Source organism: cf. Phormidesmis sp. LEGE 11477 (assembly GCF_015207105.1).
In the GTDB taxonomy this organism is placed as follows: Bacteria; Cyanobacteriota; Cyanobacteriia; order Phormidesmidales; family Phormidesmidaceae; genus Phormidesmis.
In genome coordinates this window covers 1-23014 of the sequence record NZ_JADEXO010000017.1, presented here as the reverse complement: position 1 = coordinate 23014, position 23014 = coordinate 1, and the positions used below count along the sequence as shown (strand labels likewise).

Sequence of the window (23014 nt, the reverse complement as noted above, 5' to 3'; positions counted from 1 at the left end):
AAAGAGAGTTAAAAAGGGAGATGAATGGGCTATGTCCGGTCTAACAACGTTTCCAAGGCGGCTAGTTCTAATTCAATATCGGGTGGTGATAGATTATTAGACTTTTGCGATGGCTCGTAAGACGGCTCTGAGAACGGCCTTGAATATGGCTCAGTTCCTCCCGGTAGCGGCGTTTGAGATTTGCTACTAGGACTATTTTCAGCAATGCTGCTATCAAAACTGTTGAAAGTATCTGCCAAATGGGCGGCTAATGACTGAAGGGTTGGATACTCAAAGATAGCAGTAGACGCGATGGAATAACCCGTCTGAGCATCTAGCCGATTCTTTAGCTCCACGGCCATGAGTGAATCCATACCCAAGTCAAAGAAGCTGGTGGTGAGATCTACTTGGGTCGAATCTTGAACGGCCAGCACCTTGGCCACTTCTGACTGAAGCGCTTGCGTAATGAAGGCAACATGTCGCCGTTTGGGTAAGGCGCTAAGCTGCTGCCGCCAAGAGGGTTCTAATAATAAAGATGGGTTGTGAGAGGATAAAACACTGTTTATGCTGTTGGCTGAGCGTCGAATAGTTTCATCATCGTTTGAGACGCTGCTTGTGTAGTTTAAGAAGAACAGATCTTTGGGGCTTCCCTGGGTGTGTATCTGCCGGTTGAATTGGGGCCAGTCGATAGGAATCACACCAACTTGTGGCACCTCAAATTGAGTGAGGATTTGTTCGAGCGCCTGTATGCCCTGTTGAGGGGCGATCGCGCCAATTCCTCGATCCTTCATCTGCTGCTGTGTCGCTTTGCCTTGGGCAGAACCAACCTCTGTCCAAGGGCCCCAGTTGAGGCTGAGCGCAGGCAGTCCTTCAGCCTGACGCTGATGTGCCAGCGCATCTAAAAAGCTATTTGCCGCGACATGAGCGCCTTGTCCAGGCGAGCCCAGTAGAGAAGCCGCCGAGGAGTACAGAATGAAAAAGTCTAGCTTATCTTGCTTGGTCAACTGATGAAGATGCCAAGCACCCCAGGCTTTTGGCGCAAGCACCTGCTCCATTTGTTTCCAGTCTAGCTGTTGCAGAACGCCATCATGCAACTGTCCGGCTGCATGAACAACACCCTTTAGAAACGGCAGCTTTTCTCTCAGGATTTTCAGTGCAGAGGCTAGCTGCGGTTTGCTCGAAACATCTGCCTGCAAAACCAATACTTCAATGCCTGTTCGCGCGCATTCTTTTAGCCAATCTTCTACCGCCGGGTTCGGACTCACACCGCGACTCAGCAAAGCCAAATGCCTAGCGCCTTGTTCAACTAGCCACTTTGCCGTTGCTAGTCCCAGTCCGCCCGTTCCGCCAGTGATAAGGTAGGTTCCATTCGCTACTACGTGGGCTCCAGATTGTTCAGAAACAGACGCTTTAGAACCGCCTGAAGTAGGTTCTAAAGCAAGCACAACTTTCCCAATATGCTGTGCTTGTTGCATGTGTCGAAAAGCCTGCGTCGCCTGCGTTAGCGGAAATACGCGCTGAGTAATAGGGCTTAATGCTTCCGTTTCAAACTGTACTTTAAGTGTCTGAAGCATTGCCTGAATCGTCTGAGGCTGCTGCTGTGCCACCGACATTAGATCAACAATGTGATAGTCTACGTCTGCTCTAGCTGTGTTCATCTTTTGCTGAGACCAAATGTCTCGCTTCCCAATTTCTACAAAGCATCCGTCCTCAGCTACCACAGACGTGCTCTTTTCAAGAAAATCACCTGACAGCGAGTTCAAAATAACATCAACGCCTTGCCCACCGGTCTTCGCCATAATCCCATCCGCAAAATCCAGCGTCCGAGAATTCATAATGTGTTGAACGCCCATTTCTTTCAGTGCCTTCCACTTGCGCGGGCTGGCCGTTGCATAAATTTCAGCACCTACAAGCTGGGCAACCTTCACGGCGGCCATCCCTGTGCCCCCTGCGGCAGCATGAATGAGAACGCGATCGCCTTTTTTCAACTTCGCGACAATTTGCAGAGCATAGTAGGCCGTCAGGAAGTTCGCAGGAATGGCGGCGGCGGCTTGAGCGCTGAGGTTTTGAGGCTGTGCGATCGCTAGCTCCGCAGGCACGGTTACATACTGACTAAAGCTACCTGCCGCCAGCGCTAGCACCCTGTCGCCCACAGCAAAGTGCTCAATGCTCACCCCGACTGCGACCACAACACCTGCACATTCCACACCCAGCCAATCTCGCTCAAACGGCAGCAGCGCCAACGCATCTAGCACATCAATAAAGTTGAGTCCTGCTGCCAGTACTCGAATTTCAATCTCTCCCGCCTCTGGCTGTCGCCGCTGGCAGGGTACGAGCTGCAAATTATCGGGACTACCTTTCGTAGATAGCGCCAGCTTGAAGGGTTCGTTAGGAACAGTGAGCTGATTTTGTTGTTTGGACTGAAGAGAATAGCCGCTCGCCAATCGAGCAACCTGTCTCGTTCTCTGGCGGTAAACAACAGATTTCTCTGGTAAACGAGCCTTTAGCTCCTGGCAAAGCAGCTCAGCGTTATCTACTGCTAAATTGTTGGGGTCTAAGTCGATGCGACGGCAATCTAATCTGGGATACTCAAGCTCAACCACGCGCGCTAAACCCCAAAGGGGTGCTTGGCTTAGTCCAGCGATACTGCCGGTGATATTTCCATCAGCTATGCCTTGAGTGACGATATTTAGCTGGCATTTGGGCCGCGCCTGGGCGGAGAGCGATCGCACCAAATTCAGCAGCCCTGTAGCATCTTTTTCTACCAGCACCTCAAGAGAATTTGTCTCTGTCACAGCAGAACCTTCTCTGCCCGCAATATAAACAATCTGCTCGGGCCATGTCTCTGATGAAAGAAGATTACTTACTGACGAAATCTCTTCTATCAATACAAATTTCCCTCTAGTAGCTTGAGTGATCTGCGTACCCAAGGCGCTATCGGCATGGGCTACAACCAAAACTTTTTCCGCCAGCTCTACCAAAGTCTGCTCGGCTGATGACACGCTAGCGACTATCACGGATTGCGGCAGAGCCTCAGACTTGGATGGATTAGAAGCTTTCATCAGTTCAGCGGACTCGAATCCAACGGAGCGCAAATGCTGTTGCCATTTTGAAACAGAGAGTAAAGGATACTCTGAGCGCTTCCACCAGCCTGCGGTCATGCCAAAGATCAGATCTAACCAGATGAGTGGTTGAGTGCCTTCTAGCAGGATGAGCTGTCCGCCAGGGATGAGGAGCGATCGCACCCGTGCCAGAACCTGTTCAATATCTGCAGTGGCATGAAGCACGTTAGCCGCAATAACTAAGTCGTAGCTATTAAGACAGAAGCCCTGTGCTTCAATCGATTGTTCTATATCTAGCTGTTGATAGATGAGATTTGAATAATCAGCAAAGCGCTCTTTTGCCTTGGCCAGAAACAGCGGCGAAATATCGGTGAATGTGTAGGCTGCTTCGCTTAGCAGCGGTAGCAGGTGAGCTGTGGTGCCGCCTGTGCCCGCACCAATTTCTAAGATGCGGATGGGTTGGGGGTTGTTCGCGATCAGCCTTTCTACGACCTGATGAACCTGTTGATTCATTAGAAGAGCGCCTGGAGAAGCTTGATAGAGCTGAGTCAGATCGCTGAGGTCGCCGGACGGTATCAGGAGCGTTAGCGGGTCAACGTTGCCTTGAAGCACTTGAGCCAAACTCTCTCCGCAGCGCTGAATTAAAGACAGCTCTGCTCTCGCTTCTGGATACTGTGAAAGTATCTGCTGTTGCGTGGATGGTGTTGAAACTATTGGTGGGTTTGCTGAGGCAATGGTTTGCAGCCTGCGGAAGAGAGGATGATGGACAGGGCTGATGTCTACATTCTCGTTTAGCTGAGCTAGCGCTGCTTTAATATAGCTGAGACTGAGGGCTTCGAGCTGCGGCAGAAAGGCGAGATAGGACTGAATAGCGGGTTGGGCGATCGCATCCCCAAAATCATCGGCTAGCGCATGGATGAGCGCCGATACATTCACAGGTTCCGGCAGCGGCTGCGCCTGCCAGTTAATTGTATAGAACCAGTCTTCAATAGCCCAATTTTCAACAGTCTGAGCGGGCTGCATCGCACCGATGACTTTCTCTTTTGTCGCTGGCTGAAGGCGCAGATTAACAATGCTGATCAGCGGCTCACCCGCTAGAGAAAAGAGCTGTATATTTGCAGTTGGCCACTGCTGCTCGGTAGAAACTTCTACATAGCTCCAAGCTGCAACAGCTTCAATCTTTTCAACGTAAACATGTATTTGTTCTATTGCCGCTGGCAGGTAAGTTTCTGTTTCCTGCTCATCCTCAGACGCGGCTACAATGCTCTGCAAGCAAGCATCTAGCAGCACCGGATGGAACTGGTAGTCGCTCAGAGTTGTCTGCAAGCTGACGGGTAGCTGCAAGCGGCTGAGAACATTGCGATCGCCCACATAAATCTGTTGAATAGCGCGAAAACTATCCCCATAGGTAATGCCTCTACGCTCTAAACGCTGATAGCAGTTGGCAACAGAAGCCTCTGTATTGCAGCGCTTTTGTAACTGTTCTAATGAGTCGTGATGAACGATGCGCTCTTGACTGGTGAGATAGCCGCTGGCGTGAAGCTGCCATTGATGATGATCTTGCAAACTGAAAATTTCAAACTTCTGCTGTGCTGTGTCTGCTTCAAGCGGTGTGATGACAGTCTGTAAGGTTTGAGGCCGATCGAGCAGCAGCGCCTGATAGAAGTTGATATTGTTAAGCGATCGCGGGTTACTCTGCCCTTCTAGCACAGCGCTCAGTGCCATTTCTAGGTAGCCGACGGCAGGAAGTACGGCTTTGCCATAAACCTGATGCTCTTGCAAAAAGGGAATAGCTGTCGGCGTAATCAACGATTGAAAACGAAGCGTGTGAGTCCCTGCGAGCGGAATCGGTTGACCTACCAGCGGATGCGCTGCTATTGAACCTAATCTTGGTGGAGTATGATTTGCCGTCTGATGAGATTTATCAATATCTATCCAGTAGCGCTTTCTTTGGAATGGATAGGTTGGCAACTCAACCCGATAAGTCGCTTCGCGTGGCCAAGCGATGTTTGCGCCCTGAACATACAGATGGCCTAGGCTAGAAAGTATCGTTTGTCTGTCGTTCTCTGTGCTGTAGCGATTAGGATAGAGACTCGGCAGCCACCGCTTTTCTCGTTTTACAGAAGATGTTTCTGTTGATTGATCTTGCTGACGCTGATGCTGAAGATTGCTTGTTTGAGCGGAACAAGCTTTCCCCATCGCAGACAGAATAGGCTTAGGTCCAATCTCTACAAACTGCTCATACTTTTCTATCAGCGTGTCAATGCCTTTCCAAAATCGAACCGGCTGCTGAATATGTTTTGTCCAGTACTTGGGCCAATCGCTGACAGCGCCTACGCTTTCTCCAGTGACGGTAGAAATCATTTCGAGTTGAGGGCGATGGTAGGTGAATTTTTGCGCGATCGCCTCGAATTCTTTCAAAATTGGCTGCATTAAGGGCGAATGAAACCCGTGGGAAACTTTGAGTTTTTGAGTCTGAATGCCTTTGGCCGCTATCGACGACAGCACAGCTTTTAAAGCCATTTGCGATCCAGATAGCACCGTATTAGTAGGGCCGTTTTCCGCTGCGATGGCAACGCCCGGCTGTAGATATGGCTGTATCTGAGTCGCTGCGGCCATGACTGCGGCCATGCCACCCCCGGCAGGCAGCTTTTGCATAAGCCGTCCGCGATGAGCGATCAGCCTTAGCCCATCTTCCCAGCTCATGATGCCAGCAGCAGCGGCTGCCGCATATTCTCCAACGCTATGACCTAGAACGCACTTGGGATTGATGCCCCAAGATTTCCAAAGTTCGACGAGGGCGTAGGCGATCGCAAACAGCGCCGGTTGCGTGTTTTCGGTCTGGTCAATCAGCGCCTCAGCATTTTTTAATAAGGCATCTGAAGGATAGAGAATGCCTAAAAGAGAGCGATCAAACTCTGTAGTTAAGATCTTGTCACAGCGGTCGATGGTGGCTCGGAAAATAGGCTCGCTGTCGTATAGCCCCTGGCCCATTCTCACCGTCTGTGCGCCCTGCCCGGTGAAGAGAAAAGCGACGTTGGCCAGTTGCCAGCTAGCGTTGTTTATAGTCGCTTCGCTTGCGGAGCCGTGCGCGTATGCGGCAAGCTGATTTTGAGCTTCAAAAAGAGAGTCAGTAACAAGGGCGAGGCGATAGGAGAAGTGCGATCGCCCGGTACCCGCACTCCAGCAAAAATCTCTCAAAGTCAGATCGTCACTCGTCTGTGCTAACCGCTCAGCATACTGCGCGGCTAATTCTCTTAGTGCTGCTGAATCTTTCGCTGACAGCGTGAGTAAGTGAGAGTCGGTTTCAGGCTGGCCCGCTTTAGGTGCTCTTACTTTGTTGGATACAGCTAATTTAGGCGCAGATTCCACAACAACATGGGCATTAGTGCCACTAAATCCAAAGGAGCTAACGCCTGCAAATCTCGAATCGCTATCGTTGCTCCAGGCGGTTGATTTCTGAGTGACTTCAACAGGCAGCGCGGCCCAGTCAATGTGAGGGCTCGGCGTGTTGAAGTGCAGATGTGCAGGTAGCGTGTCATGCTGCATCGCCAGCACAACTTTAATCAACCCCGCCATACCAGCCGCTGCTTCTAAATGCCCAATGTTTGTTTTCACCGAGCCAATTTTCAAAGGATTTTCAACAGAATGACTTTGCCCAAACACAGCACCCAAAGCGCCGATCTCAATCGGATCTCCTAGCGCTGTTCCCGTACCGTGCGCTTCGATATAGCTCACCTGCGCCGGCTTCACCCCAGCACTCGCCAAAGCCTGACGAATCACCACCTGCTGCGATGGCCCGTTAGGTACAGTCAAACCACCGCTGCGACCGTCCTGATTCACTGCCGCGCCGCGCACGAGCGCCAGAATGTTGTCACCGTGAGCGATCGCATCTGATAGCCGCTTCAGCACAACAGCGCCGCAGCCTTCGCCCCGCGCAAACCCATCGGCAGCCGCATCAAACGTTTTGCAGCGTCCGTCGGGCGAGAGCATGTGTGCCTTAGAGAAATTGATGCTGAACTCGGGTGCAAGAATGCGATTTACGCCGCCTGCGATCGCCATCTCACATTCTTGATTTCGCAGGCTCTGACAGGCCAAATGCACCGCCACCAAAGAAGAAGAACAGGCCGTATCTACCACCAAACTAGGCCCGGTGAACCCCAAACTATAAGAAAGTCTGCCTGCAATCACGCTGTGAGCATTCCCCGTGGCTAAATAGGCACCAATCTCCTCTTCAGCGCGGCTTGAGAGGTACTGTGAATAGTCGTTACTGCTAACGCCAACAAAAATTCCAACCGGGCGGTTCGTCCATCGGCTCGGCACAATGCCGCCATGCTCCATCGCCTCCCAGCTCACTTCCAGCAGCAGCCTTTGCTGAGGATCTAGGCTGACGGCTTCACGGGGCGAGATACCAAAGAAATCGGCGTCGAAAGTTTTCAGGTGATCGACAAACCCTCCGTCGCGGGTGATGATTTTGCCCGGAGTGTCTGGATTAGGATCGTAGTAAGCATCAGCGTCCCAGCGATCACTCGGCACCTGTGTGATGGCATCTTTCCCTTGTGATAAAGCCTTCCAAAAATCTGTTGGACTGTTCGTGCCGCCAGGAAAACGACAGCCCATGCCCACTATCGCAATTGGTTCTGACTTGATAGATCCTAGAGCAGCTTCTAATTTAGCGAGCTTGGCCTGAAGTTTTTCTATTGCTTGCAAAGCGCGGGTCATCCGCTGCTGATTGTTGCTTTGACTGCTGTTTGCTGACTGTAAGGAGGTCGGCTTCATTAGGGTGCATCCTCCTCAAAAAGACTGTCGAGATCAGAAAGCTTTTGATCCATCCGGGCTTCTACTTGGGCCATCAGATCGTCTTCAAGTAGATTGCTAAAGGAATTCTCAACTGTGCTGAATTCGGCTTCTGTTGGCTCTGGTGTGAGCTGATCTGAGAGATAGTCTAGCAATGCCTCTACCGTCGGATAGTCAAAAGCGAGGGTGCTGGGCAAAGAAAGTTCTAAATCTGTTTGTAAGCTGTTTTTCAGCTCTAGGGCGGTGAGTGAGTCCATGCCCAAGTCAAAAAATCCGGTCTGACGATTTAGCTCATTCGCAGAGAACCCAAGTAACTGGCAGATTTTCTTACAAACGTAGCTGTCAAGTATCTCTCTTTTTCGCGCTGTAGGCGCGTTATTGAGTTTGGCTAGAAAGTTAGAGGTTGCTCCACCTGTGCTGATGGCGGGACGAGATGTCACTGCAGGTTTTCCCTTAAGCAGAGGATGATTTTTAGCCGTAGGAACTGAGAGAAACGTTTGCCAATTAATCGGTACAATTCCTACTTGAGCGGCTGTTGTCCTCCAAATGCTTTCGAGCTGGGCGATGCCCTCTTTTGGGGTAATAATGTCTACACCCGGAAACTGCTCAAGCCTGCCCTGCTGCTGGTATCTAAGCGCTGAGCCAACGGTAGACCATGCGCCCCAGTTAATGCTAAGTGCAGGCAAGTTTTGCTGCTGGCGATAGTGGGCCAAACCATCTAAAAAGGCATTGGCAGCAGCATGGTTTGCCTGGCCAGGAGAGCCAAGCAGCGCGGCGGCAGAAGAAAAGAGAACAAAGAAATCTAGCTCACAGCTTTGAGTGAGTGTATGCAAATTCCAAGCGCCCGTCACTTTAGGCGCTAGTACAGTTTCAAGCTGTTCTTCTGTGAGCTGCTGCATCAGCCCATCGTCAAGCACGCCAGCAGCATGAATCACTCCTTTCAGAGGATACTGTGAGCCTGTAAGATTCACCATCACGCGCTCCATAGCAGCCTTATTCGCGACATCTGCCGATATCATCTCAACGCTCACGCCCTGAGACTCTAGCTGATCAACAACAGATCGAGCCGTATCGCTTGCCTCACTGCGACTCAACAGTACAATACGCTTAGCTCCTTGGTCTGCTAACCACTGCGCCGTGAGTAGGCCCAGTCCGCCTAATCCGCCCGTGACCAGATACGTGCTGTTAGCTGATATTTGTGGCGCTGGTGCTTGCGTTTCTGATGCTTGCGTGTTTTGGCTGAGAACAATTTTGCCTGTGTGCTTCGCTTGCTGCAAGGTGCGAAAGGCTTGAACCGTGTCGGCTTGAGCAAAAGAGGTAAAGGGGATTGTTTGCCATCTATCTTGTTTAACCTCTGCTTTCAGATGCTGAAGAATAGACTGAACCTGTTGAGGCTGCTGCGTACACAGCTCAGAGATATCAACAGTGTAATGATCTACATCCGGGCGGATGTGAGCAATCTGTTCTACGCTTAGGCCATTGCCTTTACCAATTTCAATGAATCGGCCTTTCTTATCAAGCGATTCAAGGCTTTTAGCGCGAAATTCGCCGGGAAGAGAATTGAGCACCACATCTACGCCCTTACCTGCTGTCGCGGCCATAATCTCATCAGCAAATGACAGGGTACGAGAGTTCATGATGTGAGTGATGCCCATTGCCTGTAGCGTATTCCACTTGCTAGGGCTAGCAATTGCAAATATTTCTGCGCCGATTTGCTGGGCGATCTGAATCGCGGCCTGTCCCACACCGCCAGTGGCCGCGTGAATTAAGACCTTATCCCCTGCTTTTAACTGTGCTAGCTCACACAGGCTGTAGTAAGCCGTCGTGAACGCGACTGGCAGAGTGGCTGCTTCTACAAGGGTTGTTGTTTTGGGAATGGGTGCGAGCAGTGCGCGGTTAAGCGTTACGTATTGGGCGAAGCTGTCGGGGGCGATCGCCATCACCTGTTGCCCAATCTCTAAATCGCTCACCTGCTGGCCAATGGCAACCACTTCGCCTGTACATTCGCAGCCCAATGGCGCGGCTTCGGGATACTGACCCATTGCAATCAGCACATCGCGGAAGTTTAGCCCTGTGGCGCTGACTTTTATTTCAACTTCGTTAGCGCTCGGCTGGCGGCGGGATACAGACTGCCAGCTCAAGCTAGAAAGCGTGCCGGGGTTGCTAATGAAAAGCTGAGTAGGCAATTCTGTAGGTGCGTTATCTGGAGAGAAATCCTCTATTCGAGCAATTTTTCGCTGTCCATTTTGATAGAGCACCTGAGTCTCGGGTGAATCAGCCAGCAGCTCTTGGGTAAGTTGCGCTAAGTTTTCTACTTGAATATAAGAACAACAGAGGTCGGGGTGCTCTAGCTGTGCGGTTTGCAGTAGACCCCATAGGCCAGAGTGAATCAGCTGCGTTTTGGGATTAGATGCGATACTTGTGAAATAGAGCCGGGGCGCATGGGGCTGCTGTGCGATGGATTGAATCAGCTTCAAGGCTCGGCTGTAGGTGGCGCTTGCTGTAGGGGCGATCGCACTATCCGCCACGGTCTCTTCACTATCAAGACAATAGACAACATAATCGTCATAAACAGTGTCTCCATCAGCCGCCTCTAGCAAAGAAACAGCTTCAGCGTTCTGGCAATTCTCTCTCAATAGCGATACAACAGAACCTGCGTTCGCACCAGTAACTGTCCACTGTGCGGGCTTCCGCTCCTTCCACTGGGCCACGATTACCGACTGAGCGCGTTTTATGTCTGTTTCATTTCTGCTTTCAGGCACTAATTCAACAGATGTTTCAAATCCTGCCGATGCCAAAACGCTTTTCCAGCTATCGACAGAAATCAAAGGATGCTCAGGGCGTCGGTCTTTATCGGTGAATCGCCACCAGCCTGGGGTTAATCCGAAGATTAGATCTATCCAAGCCACAGACTGCGTACCCTCTAGCAGGATGAGCTGTCCGCCGGGAGCCAGCCGTTCGCCTACGTGCGACAGGCTTTGTTGCAAATCAGCCGTCGCATGAAGAACGTTCGCCGCGATAACAATGTCGAACTCAGAGCCGAAGTCAGAGAATTCCTTTCCCTGCGGCTCATCTTCAATATTCAGCAGGCCGTAGCGCATCCAGTCAAACGCTTGAAACTGCGTCTTAGCAGCGCTGATAAATCGAGGTGAGATATCTGTGAAATAATACTCTACTTCGCAAGGCAGCTTTGCTAGCTCCGGCAACAGATAGGCAGTTGTTCCACCTGTGCCCGCGCCAATCTCAAGAACTCGTAGCGGTCTATCGAGTGTCACCTGGTTTGTCACCTGGGAGGCGATCGCACGAATAGCCGCCTGCACAATTTGATTCATCACCCGTGGCCCAACCGAGTTTTGATAAAGCTCTCCTAGCTCAGATAAGTCGCCCTCTAGAAACAGAATTGCAACTGGATCGATATGGCCTTGTAAGACAGCAGACAAATTCTCTCCGCAGCGCTTTAGTAAGCTCAGCTCAGACCTAAGGCTTGGGTGATTTTGCTGTAGCTGTTCGTGCTGTTGCGCTGCGTTTATCACGCTGGCATCTGCTGCCGACTGAATAGCGAAGCAGCGGTTGAGGAGCTGTGTATGCTGAAGGGCCACATTTAAATCAACTGCGCTCGGCGATGTAGATAGGATATCTAATCCTAAAGCGGCTAGTGCCTGTTGAATGTAGGCACTGGCAAGTTTGTTGAGCTCGCCTTGCAGAGATTGGTAGGTGAGGAAGTCAGGCTGCTGGATAAGCTGGGTGAATTGAGGTGCGATCGCCCGCTTCACCTCTTCTGGAGCCAGCAAGCAATCAGTAGGCGCTTGAGGCAAACTCGAACGCTGCCAATCAATTTTGTGTAGCCACTGAATCTGGTTATTTAGCTGGCTATTTGGCTGATCATTTACTTGGATCGATGTCACTGGTTGAAGCGTCAGTCCCTTCATCTCAGCGAAGGGCTGTCCGTTCTCGCCATACCACCAAACATTTGCTTTGATCGCGTCACCATCATCACAGCGGCTTGCATGCGCCCAGATCTCGCCCTTCGGTACAGAATGAGACTGACAGAACTGTTCAACAGCGACTGGCAAATAGTTGCCTGCCTCGCCAGAGAGCGTAACGCCCGCGAGCTGCAAGCCCGCATCTAGAAGCATAGGATGAAACTGGAAAGCGACAGTTTCAGTAGAAGAATCTACCTGAGTGAAGTCCGCCTGATGAACGGCTGCGATCGCCTCGCAATTTGGCTGAAACCAAACTTGTCTCATGCTTTTGAATTCAGCGCCGTAGTCAATGCCACGCTGAGAGAACATCTGATAAAGCTGGGGAGCCAAGAGCATATCCGTTTGGCGCTCCTGAATTTCCGTAAGAGAAAACGCTGGAAAGACTACGCTGGGTTTTCTCTTTAGCGTTGCTGTGACATGGTGCGTCCAGTCCAAATCTTTTGTTTGCTCGTCTTCTATTTTTGCGCTGTAGATCGTAATGGTGTAAGCTGCTGACCCTTTTTGAGCGAGCTGTGTCTGTAGACGATAAGACGCTGAAGAGTCGATCCATAGTCCCTTATGGAGGGTCATAGCCTCTATCTCGCAATTACCTTGGAAGCACACCTCTCCAGCAGCTAGCGCCATCTCAAGATAGGCGGCGGTCGGCACTAGCGCGGTGCCAAATACCTGATGTTCTGCCCATCTGAGCGGCGAGCCAAGACCGATTTCAGCTTCAAAACACTGGATATTGCCCGCTAGGGAAAGCGATCGCCCTAACAGCGGATGTATTCTTCGAGCGTCTATAGGTTTCTTGCTCGCAGATCGTACTATGGGTTCATCCGTCTCTATCCAGTAGCGCTGCTTTTGAAACGGATAGCTAGGAATAATCACCGTCTGCCTTGGATAGACCCGGTCAAATCCAGCCCAGTCTATACTGACGCCCGTTTCATACAGCCTGCCTAGGCTAGAGAGAATGGTTTCAGCATCGTTTGCAATTGTTTGTTTTCGGGCAGTTTGTTGTTCGGAGGTCTGTTGTTGAGCAGTCTGTTTTCTAGCAGGTGAAAGACTCGGTAACCAGGCCGCCGATAGAGACGGCACACAGACCTGTCCCATCGCTAGCAGCGTTGGTTTTGGCCCGATTTCGATAAAGTGAGTGCAGTCCTGCCGTGCGAGTGTTTGCATGGCGGCGGCAAACTGCACGGGCTGGCGAATTTGGTTCGTCCAATAGCGGGGCCAATCTTCATTCGCTTCCACTGCACTACCTGTCATGCTGGCCGTCATGCTAGAGACAAATTCACATCTGTGAGGCGGGTGGTATTGGACGGTATGAGCAATCTGTTCAAAGACCTCTAGCACTGGCTCCATTAGCGCCGAGTGAAAAGCGTGAGAAACCTGTAGCTGTTTTGTTTTGATACCGCGTGAATTTAGCTGCGCGATCGCCCTGTCAAGTGCCGCTAACTCGCCCGAAATCACTGTATTCTCAGGCCCGTTAACCGCCGCGATTTCGACATCATTAAGTAGGGCGGTATCTGACTCTTTGCTCGCGCCTAGAGATTCAAGCGTTTCGCTTGAGGCCATCACCGCGACCATACCGCCGCCTGCGGGCAGTGACTGCATCAGTCGGCCTCGGGCGGCAACCAGCTTCAGTCCATCTTCTAGGCTGAGCACGCCAGCCGCCACTGCCGCTGCGTATTCTCCAACGCTATGACCTAGAACGTAGTCTGGATAGATCCCCCAATCGGCCCAAAGCTCGGTGAGCGCGTAGCCAATTGCAAATAGCGACATCTGGGCAGATGTCGTTTGATCAATAGTCTCTTCGCTATCTGTTGATGTTGGATATGATGTTGGATATAGAACAGAGAGTAGGTCAATATTTCTCCCCTCACCATTTGCTTTGAGCAGATCGGCGCAGCGATCGAGCGCAGCGCTAAAGACAGGCTCATTTTCATAGAGCTGTCGGCCCATATCAGCGTATTGGGCACCTTGTCCGGTGAAAAGGAAAGCGAGCTGCGGCTGGGCAACAGAGCGCGACTTGCCTGTACGAGCCGCGCTGTCATTAAGAAAGTGTTGGATCTGTTGAATCAGCTGCGGCTTGTCTGAGCCAACTAGCGCGAGGCGGCAAGAGAAATGCGATCGCCCAGTGTTGGCCGTAAAACAGATGTCTGCTGGGTCGACAGCCGCTGTGGGCAACCATTCGAGATATTGCTGAGCCAGTGCCCGCAGCGCTTTTTGACTGCGAGCTGATATCGCCAAGAGATGAGCCGGGCGATCGCTTGAGAATGCTTCTGGCTCGGCTAGCTGAATAGGTGATACGTCGTCAGATGCAACATTGGCTTCTTCGATAATCAGATGAACGTTGGTGCCGCTCATGCCAAATCCGCTAAGGCCCGCTCGTCTAGGCTCTGATGTCTCTGGCCAAGGGGTAAGCTGACTAGGAATTTCGATGGGTATCTGCTGCCAGGGAATGCGCGGATTCGGTGCTGAAAAGTGCAGGTGAGGTGGGATCTGCTGGTGCTGCAAAGAGAGAATAACTTTGATCAGGCCAGCCACGCCCGCCGCGCCTTCTAAGTGACCAAAGTTCGATTTCACCGACCCGACCCACAGCGGCGCTGAGCGCTCTTGCCCGATTGCCCGGTTCAAAGAGAGAATTTCTATCGGATCGCCCAAAGGCGTGCCGGTGCCGTGGGCTTCTACGTATTGAATTTGGTCGGCGTTTAGCTTGGCATTGGCGATCGCCTGTCGAATCACAGCGGTTTGCGCCGAGCCATTTGGAGCGGTAAGGCCATTGCTCACACCGTCGTGGTTGACAGCAGAGCCTTTCACTAGCGCCAGGATATTGTCTTGGTTGGCGATCGCGTCTGATAGCCGCTTTAGCACTACTATGCCACAGCCCTCTCCTCGGCCATAGCCATCCGCACTCTGATCAAAGGGCTTGCAGCGTCCGTCCACAGACAGCGCCTTTAGCTTACAAAAGCCGACCGTCACTTCTGGCGATAGCATCAGGTTTACACCACCTGCTAGTGCCAAGTTAGACTCCCCAGTACGCAGACTCTGACAGGCTAGATGCACCGCTAGCAAAGAAGAAGAACAGGTAGTATCGAGCTGTAAAGTTGGCCCCTGGAAGCCGAATGTATAGGAAATGCGGCCAGCGGCGATACTGCGCGTGTTGCCCAAACTGCTAAAAGCGTTAATGCGAGTCAAATCGCCTGAGTGAACGCTGCGCTGGGCATAGTCATCAAAACAAAGTCCAATAAAAACGCCCGTGGCGCTACCTTGTAAATCAAACGGTGGCAGTCCAGCATTCTCTAGGGCTGTGTAGCTCACCTCTAACAAAAGGCGCTGCTGCGGATCGAGCTGATGTGCTTCGCGGGGCGAGATTCCGAAGAACTGCGGGTCGAACTGATCGACACCATCGATAAAGCTGCCGCTGCGGGTGTACATTTTTCCAACAGCATCAGGATCGCTATCAAAATAGGCATCTGCATTCCAGCGCTGAGCCGGAATCTCACTAACCGCGTCTATTCCATCTCGTAGCAGTTGCCAATAGGTTTTTGGGCTGTTGGCACCGCCCGGAAATCGGCAGGCCATACCGACAATGGCGATCGGCTCGATCTGCTTCTGTTCTAAATCACCGATCTGACCGCGCAGTTTGCGAAGCTGAATGGTGGCTTCTTGCAAAAGGTCGCGGTAGTTAGCCGGAGCGAGGCCAGCAGACTGCTGATCGCGGTTAACTCTGTTGTTAAAAGCGCGTGGGTAGGTCATGGGTTGCCTCCCTTAGCGGCGGCTAGTTCGGCTGAAAGTGTGGCGGCTAGCTCGGCTTCTGAAAGCTGACTGAGCTCGGCTGTATGGTCGCCTGCGATCGCCAGCGGTTTTCTCTCTAGAAGCGCGCTCTTTTCAGAGTCTTTCTCTGCTATCTGTTTCGACTGTTCTTCTGGCTGTTTTTTCAATATCTCTTTCTTGGGCGATGCCACAGCTATCAGGTGAGTTACCATCGCTGAGAGGGTTGGAAAGTGCCAAGCCAAAGTCGCTTCTAGTGGCGCTGCGAGCTTTAGATGCTGAGTAAGAGCTTCTGCGAGTTCAACCGCCATTACCGAGTCTAATCCATAGTCGGCAAAGGCTCTATCTGGGTCGATTTGAGTTTGTTCAATTCCAAGCTGCGCTGCCATCCATGCAACTATCCACTGGGTTAATTGTTTTTCTGGCTGGGCAGCGGCGCGGCTGACGGTGGGTTTTGCGATCGCCTCAGAACCCGCGCTAGAACCTACATGAGATAGAACAGAATTTTGCAGCTGACTTTCAGCCTGAAAGCGCTGATCGCCTAGATGATCTCCAAAAGAACCAGAAGGATCAGGTTGCAGCCACTCGTCTAGCCCAGCCACTGCTGCCAAAGGATCTACGCAGCCAATGTTTGCCTGATAGTCCTCAATTCGTCGAGCGATTTGTTCAGCGCTCAGTGCCGTGGTTTGATCAGCGCTGAGTCGCAAAGCCTGCTCAATTTGTTGATCGAGCTGCTGTTCGCCCCAGGCAATCGATGCGTGCGGTGCCTGGGTATGCTTCAACGCAGCTACGCCGATGGCCCAAGCCGTAATTTGCCCTACCTGATACTGGCTCATTTGCCGCTCTGTTCGCTGCTCTATTCCTCGTTCTATTTGTTGTTCTACTCGTTGTTTTGATTGTTGTTCTGAGTGACTCGACGATTGACGAGCGGTATTTAGCGGCAAGATTGCATCAGACAGTCGCTGGCCAACTTCTGTTTGTTCAATATCCGTCCAGAACGCCTGGAGATGGTTAGACTGAGCCATCGTTCGAGCACCTAAATGCATCGCGATCGCCTCTGTCGGCCCTTCAAACACCCGCAGCACTCTTGCATCTCGCATCATCTGCGGTGCTAGGTTTGTTTCTATATATCCTCGCCCGCCCAGCGACTGCACCAAGTCGTCAGTCGCCTGCCAGTAGAGCTCTGGGGCGATGATTTTACAAGCGGCGTAGAGATCTTCTGGCACCGATAGCGATCGATCGAGTCGAGTCGCCATTAGCGTCACCAGGCTTTCCACCATTGCTGTGGCCTGACTTAGCCAGTTTAGCCGGGTCAGCATCACCGGATTATCAATCAGCCGCCCGGTAGAAATCTGTCGTCGCTGGGCATAGCGCAGCATCAGCTGAGCGCAGCGCTTCATTCCACCCGCGCAGGCGGCTGCGATCGCCAGTCGTCCATAGCGCATTGCATCTTGCGCCACGCTCATTCCCGCACCAGTCTCTCCTAGTCGCTGTGAATCTTTTACTGGCACCTGATTTAGAAGCACCGTGTTTTGCACCATGCCCCGCATGCCCATGGTCAGCGCCTCTGGCCCTTGCTTCAGCCCAGGCGTTCCTTTCTCTACCGCGAAGCCCGTAATCCCCAGCGGACGACCGGCATCATCAACCTGTTGAACAAACACATTGATAATGCCAGCCCACGCCGCTGAACCGCTCCAAATTTTCTCTCCTTGAAGCTGCCAGCCCGCTGCAGTCGGCAGTGCCTGAGCCGCTATGCCAACCGGATGAGAGCCAGCGCCTGCTTCGGTCAGGGCAAAGGCGGCTAGCTCGCGGCCAGTGGCTAATTTGGGCAGCCATTTTGCCTTAAGTTCGTCTGAGCCGTAGCGCAGGATCGGGCGAATGCCGAGTACGTTGTTCAACCCCACAAAGAGCGCCAGCGTCAGATCAATTGCGCCGAGCTGCTGAATAATATCGAGCGTCGCCTGATGCCCTAGCCCCAGTCCGCCATAGGCTTCGGGCACCTGCATGCCGAGTAATCCTTTGTTGCCAAAGTCTAGGATCAGGCCAGGGTTGAGACAGCGGCGTTCGTCCATCTGCCGAGAGTCAATCTGCTCATGCGCGTAGTCTCTTAGCCAGCTCAGCAGTTCGGCGACAGTTTTCTGCTCTTTTTCGCTGTCTGCCGAATGCGCTATCTCTTGTTCTTGCTTTTGTCCGCTTTGTACTTGCCCATCTTGAGCGATCGCGTCCCATTCATCCGACTCAAACAGCGCTTTACAGCGGTGTCGCTGCACTTTGCCGCTAGTGGTTCTAGGAATTCTACCTGGTTTAAGCAGGGCGATCGCGCCGACTTGAATGCCAAACTCGTTCGAGACGGCGGCGCGAATAGCGGCCATCATATCAGCCGATTTTATTGTTCCTTTGCGAAGCGATCGCACTACCGATCGTGTCACCTCTTGCGCGACGATCAGCTTCTCTTTACCGTCTTCTACTAGGCTGAAGGCCGCGCTTACTGAAGCAAAGCCAGCATGAGCTGATTGAACAACCTGCTCTATATCTTGAGGGTAGTAATTCTGACCGCGTATAACGATTAAATCTTTCAGCCGTCCGGTGACGAACAGTTCATCTCGAAAAAGAAGACCTAGATCGCCTGTTTTTAGGAACAAAAGATCGCTGTCTGGTAGCGTAGCTTGAAAAACCTGCTGCGTTTCTCTCTCCCGATTCCAATAGCCCGCAGCAACGCTCTCACCCGTCAGCCAAATTTCGCCAATTTCTTTCTCTTTGCAAGCAATACCTGTTTGGGGATCAACAATTCTAATCTGTTGATCTACAGCCTTACCACAGCTAACCAATGCCTTTCTATCAGCGTCTTCTGTCGCCTCGAACGAATCGGAAACCCGCTCAACGTCTACAGCCTGGTTGCCGAGGAGTGCCTGACGATCAAGCGTAACAACATTAGGCGCAGTCGTAGGCAATCCGCCCGAGACCAACAAAGTCGCCTCAGCTAGCCCATAGCAGGGATAGAAAGCAGAGGCTCTAAATCCACAGCCAGAGAAAGCGGTAGTAAAGCGCCGAAGCGTCTGCGATCGCACAGGTTCAGCGCCAGTAAAGGCAACCTGCCACGTGGAAAGATCTAGCTTGTGCCGATCGGCGGGTGAAATCTTTTGAACGCAGTAGTCGTAGGCAAAGTTTGGCCCGCCGCTGGTCGTGCCGCCAAAGTGAGAGATTGCCTCTAACCATCGCGCCGGTCGCCGCAAGAAAGAAGCAGGCGACATCAGCGTCACCGGATATCCCCCGTAGAGGGGCTGCAATATGCCGCCAATCAGTCCCATATCGTGATACGGCGGCAGCCAAATGACGCAGCGAGTTTGCTCACTATGGCCAAAGGCTTGCTGTATCTGCTGTAAATTGTGCGCCAGATTTCCATGCGTCACCATCACGCCTTTAGGCTGACTGGTAGAGCCAGACGTGTACTGTAAAAAGGCAACGTCTGCCGGGTTGCTTGTTTTCTGTTCTAGATCTTTCTTCTCTAAATCCTTCTGTTCTAGAGGCGTATGCAGCGTATCTTTTGCTATTTTTGACGTTGGCTTAGTAATTGTCTGGGCATCTGTAATAATCCATCCAATAGAAGCTGCCTGCTTTTGCCCACAGGCAGCTTGAATCAAAGGTGCTAGCTCATCGGATAGTGACTGAGTGGTTAAGATGCTGTCAACCTTCGCATCAGAAAGAATGTGCTGCCAGCGTGATCGGCTTTCGTGCCGACGCGGTGGGGGAACAGGAATCGCGACCATCCCTGCCGACAGGCATCCCAAAAACGCTGCAACCAGCTCTAACCCCGGCGGGTACACCAGTAGAACTTGCCGGGCTAAAGCATCCTGACCTGAGGCATCCTCAACAGTATTCTCACCGCACTTCTCACCAAATACTGTCAAAATTGACTGAGCAACCTGCTGAGTCTGCAAAAATAAGTCTCGGTACGTCCAAACCGTTAGATCTGACTGAGCAACAGCAGCAGGCTGATCGGCTAAGAACTGATAGGCAATCCGTTCAGGCTGGTGAGCGGCGCGCCAGTAGAGCCTGTCCAAAAGTGGTGTCGCTGCCTGAGTGCTCCCCTGAGTGCTCATTTGTACTAAGGGCCAACCTGCACTTTGCCCCAGAGGTTGTTGCCACAGAGAATGGTTGTCAATACCTCGTTCATGACCTTTTCGTGAGCTGTCGATAGTTGAGTGGTTCACAAACATTCTGAAAAAGAAAGCCCTTTGGCAAAAGAGAAAGTCTTTCGGAGGAAAAGACGTATTCCACAGATAAATATCTCCATCTGAGCAGCCTGTCCACCAAAGGCGTTGTCTGCTGAGAAGGGGCAAAATTTCGTGAGCTACGAGAATGCGCTTTCTGACCCACGAAGTTAATTAGTAATCGTTGTCAATAAGTATAGACCCATTCACCCCTATTTTGATCGTTTTTCTCAGTAGTTTCTCTGAGGTCACAGATGTAAGTACGGCGCGGCTTCGACCTATCATCTAGCCTATGCTGAAATATTAAATAATTCTGAAGCCGTCAAAACCCATCATGATATGAGGTGCTAGCGATCGCCGGGGCGAGTGGCGATCGCCAACCTCGCATCTTCAATCTGCCTCACTTCGTCCATTACCCCAACCACTTCTCCATGAGAAGCCGCTTCGTCTGCACGAATGGTGACAACAGCAGCCTGTTCAGGATCGAGCTGCTCTTCGATGACGCTCTGAATCTCTGAGATTTGAATAGGCGACTGATTGAGAGTAACCTGGCCGTCTGCGTCTACTGAGATGGTGAAGTTAGCATCAGGCTGCTGCTGAGAGGTCTGGGCGTTGGGAAGATTGATCGGTAGACCATCAGCCCGAGTCAAAAAGAGAGAGGAAATAATGAAGTAAGACAATATCGCAAAGATAACGTCTATCATCGGCAGAATATTAACTGAGACTTCTTCTTCTAGGTCATCGTTGAACAGACGCATAGGCCGACTCTTTTGAATAGTGGTAACTGTTATGGCGCTCGTACAGAATCTCTAGCTGGCTGCTATATTCTTGTAAAAGAGAGAGCTGACGACGATAGCACGACCTGAATATGTTGAAAGCGGCTAGAGCAAAGATGGCAACCACCATACCCGCTGCCGTAGAGACCAAAGCTTCGCTAATACCGCCTGTCACCTGAGACGCATCAGCGCCCATCTCGCCAATGCGAACCGCCGCAAACGATCTAATTAGGCCCAAGATAGTGCCTAGCAGACCTAGTAAGGGGGCGATCGCAATGACCGTTTGAAACACACTTGAAAATCGCTTGAGCAGCGGAATTTCTCCATGCGTAGCGCCTTCTAAGGCCAGTCGAAACTGATTAGGAGAGGCGTTTTTAACTTCTAGTGCCTCTAAGAAGACCCGAGCGATTGGAAAGTTCAAGCTCTTTTTGAGCAAGGCGATCGCATCTCCAGGTCTTTCTTCGTACAGCACTAGCGCCCGCTTGATTAGCGAACGCTGCCGCCTTCTAATACGGCTCCAAAAGACAGCTCGCTCAATCGCTAGAATCAGAACTAGCACCGAAAACAAAAGCAGGGGCCACATGACGATGCCACCCGCAGCAAACATTTCACTCGTAGACATCGATAATCTAGTCCTATGATACTAGTAATGGGGGAAGGGCCACCCCAGCGATGAGCAGCGCACACTGTTGAGCAGCGCACACTGAGTTATTCTCAACACTAGGACAATTTTATAGTCCTGTTAGCTTATCTGTAAATGAAATTTATTGTCAAGTAGAAAGCGTTGCCAGCCGCAATTCTCGCGCTTAAACGCCTATCTGAAAGACCCGCTTTACCAAAGCTATCTAAGCTTAGTGCGTGGGCAGCGGCTGAGAACCTTTAACCATCAAGCGGTTTATTCAAGCTCTATTCCTTCTCTATCAGTACTGAGTCGGTACATTAAATAAATAGATACATAGAGGTAGCTTCATTTTTATACTAACTTCCTTAATTGATAGTATCTAATCAGGAGGAATTACTGATAAGCTACATGAGCGGTGGAGAAATCAGAAACTTTGGCATAGCAAGCTTGAGCCCGGTGACCGTATTTCTGTTGTGAGCAGAGGGTAAGCCAATGTTCAGTGAGGTTTTTTAGTGGGATTTTCTAAAGATACATTTGAACAATATCGTCGAGAAATCCGCATCATGTGGCGTGTTCTCGGTGTGGGAGCGCTGGTGGCTGGTGGCGTTCATTTTTTCTCTTTGCCGTTCATCTCTCGGATGATTTCTGGTGCGCCCACTGATGATCCCCAGGTAACGGCTGTGCCGGTTGAGATCATAGTAGAAGAGGAGCTGGTACAGCAAGCACCTGACGAACCAGAGCCGGAGCCGCCCGAACCAGAGCCGGAGCCAGCGGCCTCTGCATCAAGACCGTCTGCCGCGCCGCTGGCAACCAACGCGGAGCCAGTCCCCACGCCTGAGGTCGCTGCTGCCGATACGGTGGCGGCGGCCCCAGCGATCGCAACTGAAAATGGAGAGATCGATGGGGAAGGCGCGGTCGGAGACTCTACTGCTGTGGGTCTGGTGCCGGGTTCGGGTGAGCCGGTAACAGGCGATCACATTAATCTGCCCCCGCCGCAAGCGCCCCCGAGCAGACCCCGCGCTCCGGTAGAAGAGATTTCCTTAGCCGCTCGCCGAGCACCGTCCTCCCGTGTAGTGAGCTGTAACCCTTGCACTTTGCCAGACTACCCAATGACGGCTCGCCGAGAGAAAGTTGAAGGCCAGCCTGTGATCAACGCGATCTTTGATACGAACGGTAGAGTCATTTCAGCAGAGATTGAAGTGTCTAGCGGCAATGCGGCCTTTGATCAAGCGGCTTTAGAAGAAGCCAGAAGGAACTGGCGCTTTCAAGATCCGATGGGGCTAGGCGGTCAGATCTCGGTGGATGTAGTCTATGTGATCGATGATTCTGAGCAGTCTGAAGAGGCCGAGCAGGCGGGTGAGATTCGCGCGGTAGAGCTACCCGTAGGTCAGCAGGTTCGAGATATTTCGCCCGATCAGACTGCGCCGCCAACCACTCGATCGTCGGCTACAAGTCAAGACGCTAGTCAAGATGCCATAGACCAAGATATTGATTCTGACACTGACTCTATAAATACTGAAGATTTAGAGACTGGAGATTCAGACACTCAAGACCAAGACCCTGAAAACCTGAATACTGGAACCTCAGATGCTAACGATTCAGAGACTGACACTACCCATCAAAGTGAAGTTAGCAACTCTTTAGTTGAGGAGAATTTGACAGAGCCTGCGACCGAGTCAGGGCCATCCACGCCCATCACTCCAACAACAAGCACTCCGACACCAGACGCTCCAACACCAGAAACAGAAACGCCAGCACCCGCCTCACTGCTCAATCTCCCTGGCTCACCATCTACCGTTCCACCAGAGACGCCAGCACCCTCAAGCCC

The 23014-nt window shown here is 51.7% G+C and carries 6 protein-coding genes; 1 reads left to right on the top strand and 5 read right to left on the bottom strand.

The window, feature by feature from the left end:
* Window positions 1-29 precede the first annotated feature (29 nt).
* The 5 genes from IQ256_RS07680 to IQ256_RS07660 form a co-directional block, all read right to left on the bottom strand.
* On the bottom strand, window positions 30-7820 hold the full coding sequence (locus IQ256_RS07680) for a type I polyketide synthase (protein ID WP_193854956.1): 7791 nt from the start codon (window positions 7818-7820) through the stop codon (window positions 30-32).
* A complete protein-coding gene (locus IQ256_RS07675; RefSeq protein ID WP_193854955.1) occupies window positions 7820-15562 on the bottom strand; it encodes a type I polyketide synthase in 7743 nt (2580 codons plus the stop codon). Before IQ256_RS07675 ends, IQ256_RS07680 begins: the two co-directional genes overlap by 1 nt.
* On the bottom strand, window positions 15559-19677 hold the full coding sequence (locus IQ256_RS07670; RefSeq protein WP_193854954.1) for an AMP-binding protein: 4119 nt from the start codon (window positions 19675-19677) through the stop codon (window positions 15559-15561). The genes IQ256_RS07675 and IQ256_RS07670 overlap by 4 nt, the downstream gene beginning before the upstream one ends.
* Window positions 19678-20135: 458 nt before the next feature.
* Window positions 20136-20546: a biopolymer transporter ExbD gene (locus IQ256_RS07665; RefSeq protein WP_193854953.1), complete on the bottom strand. Its 411-nt coding sequence runs from the start codon at window positions 20544-20546 to the stop codon at window positions 20136-20138.
* Window positions 20527-21186, bottom strand: coding sequence for a MotA/TolQ/ExbB proton channel family protein (locus IQ256_RS07660; RefSeq protein ID WP_193854952.1), 660 nt, complete (start codon window positions 21184-21186; stop codon window positions 20527-20529). Before IQ256_RS07660 ends, IQ256_RS07665 begins: the two co-directional genes overlap by 20 nt.
* A 512-nt stretch (window positions 21187-21698) precedes the next feature.
* Here IQ256_RS07660 and IQ256_RS30315 point away from each other — a divergent pair.
* Window positions 21699-23014: energy transducer TonB (locus tag IQ256_RS30315; RefSeq protein WP_193854951.1), on the top strand; the 1316-nt coding region annotated here is incomplete at its 3' end.

Bases quoted from the DNA above. Each gene is read 5' to 3' on its own strand.
- IQ256_RS07680 (WP_193854956.1), bottom strand. From the start codon at position 7,820: ATGAAGCCGACCTCCTTACAGTCAGCAAACAGCAGTCAAAGCAACAAT.
- IQ256_RS07675 (WP_193854955.1), bottom strand. From the start codon at position 15,562: ATGACCTACCCACGCGCTTTTAACAACAGAGTTAACCGCGATCAGCAG.
- IQ256_RS07670 (WP_193854954.1), bottom strand. From the start codon at position 19,677: ATGAGCACTCAGGGGAGCACTCAGGCAGCGACACCACTTTTGGACAGG.
- IQ256_RS07665 (WP_193854953.1), bottom strand. From the start codon at position 20,546: ATGCGTCTGTTCAACGATGACCTAGAAGAAGAAGTCTCAGTTAATATT.
- IQ256_RS07660 (WP_193854952.1), bottom strand. From the start codon at position 21,186: ATGTCTACGAGTGAAATGTTTGCTGCGGGTGGCATCGTCATGTGGCCC.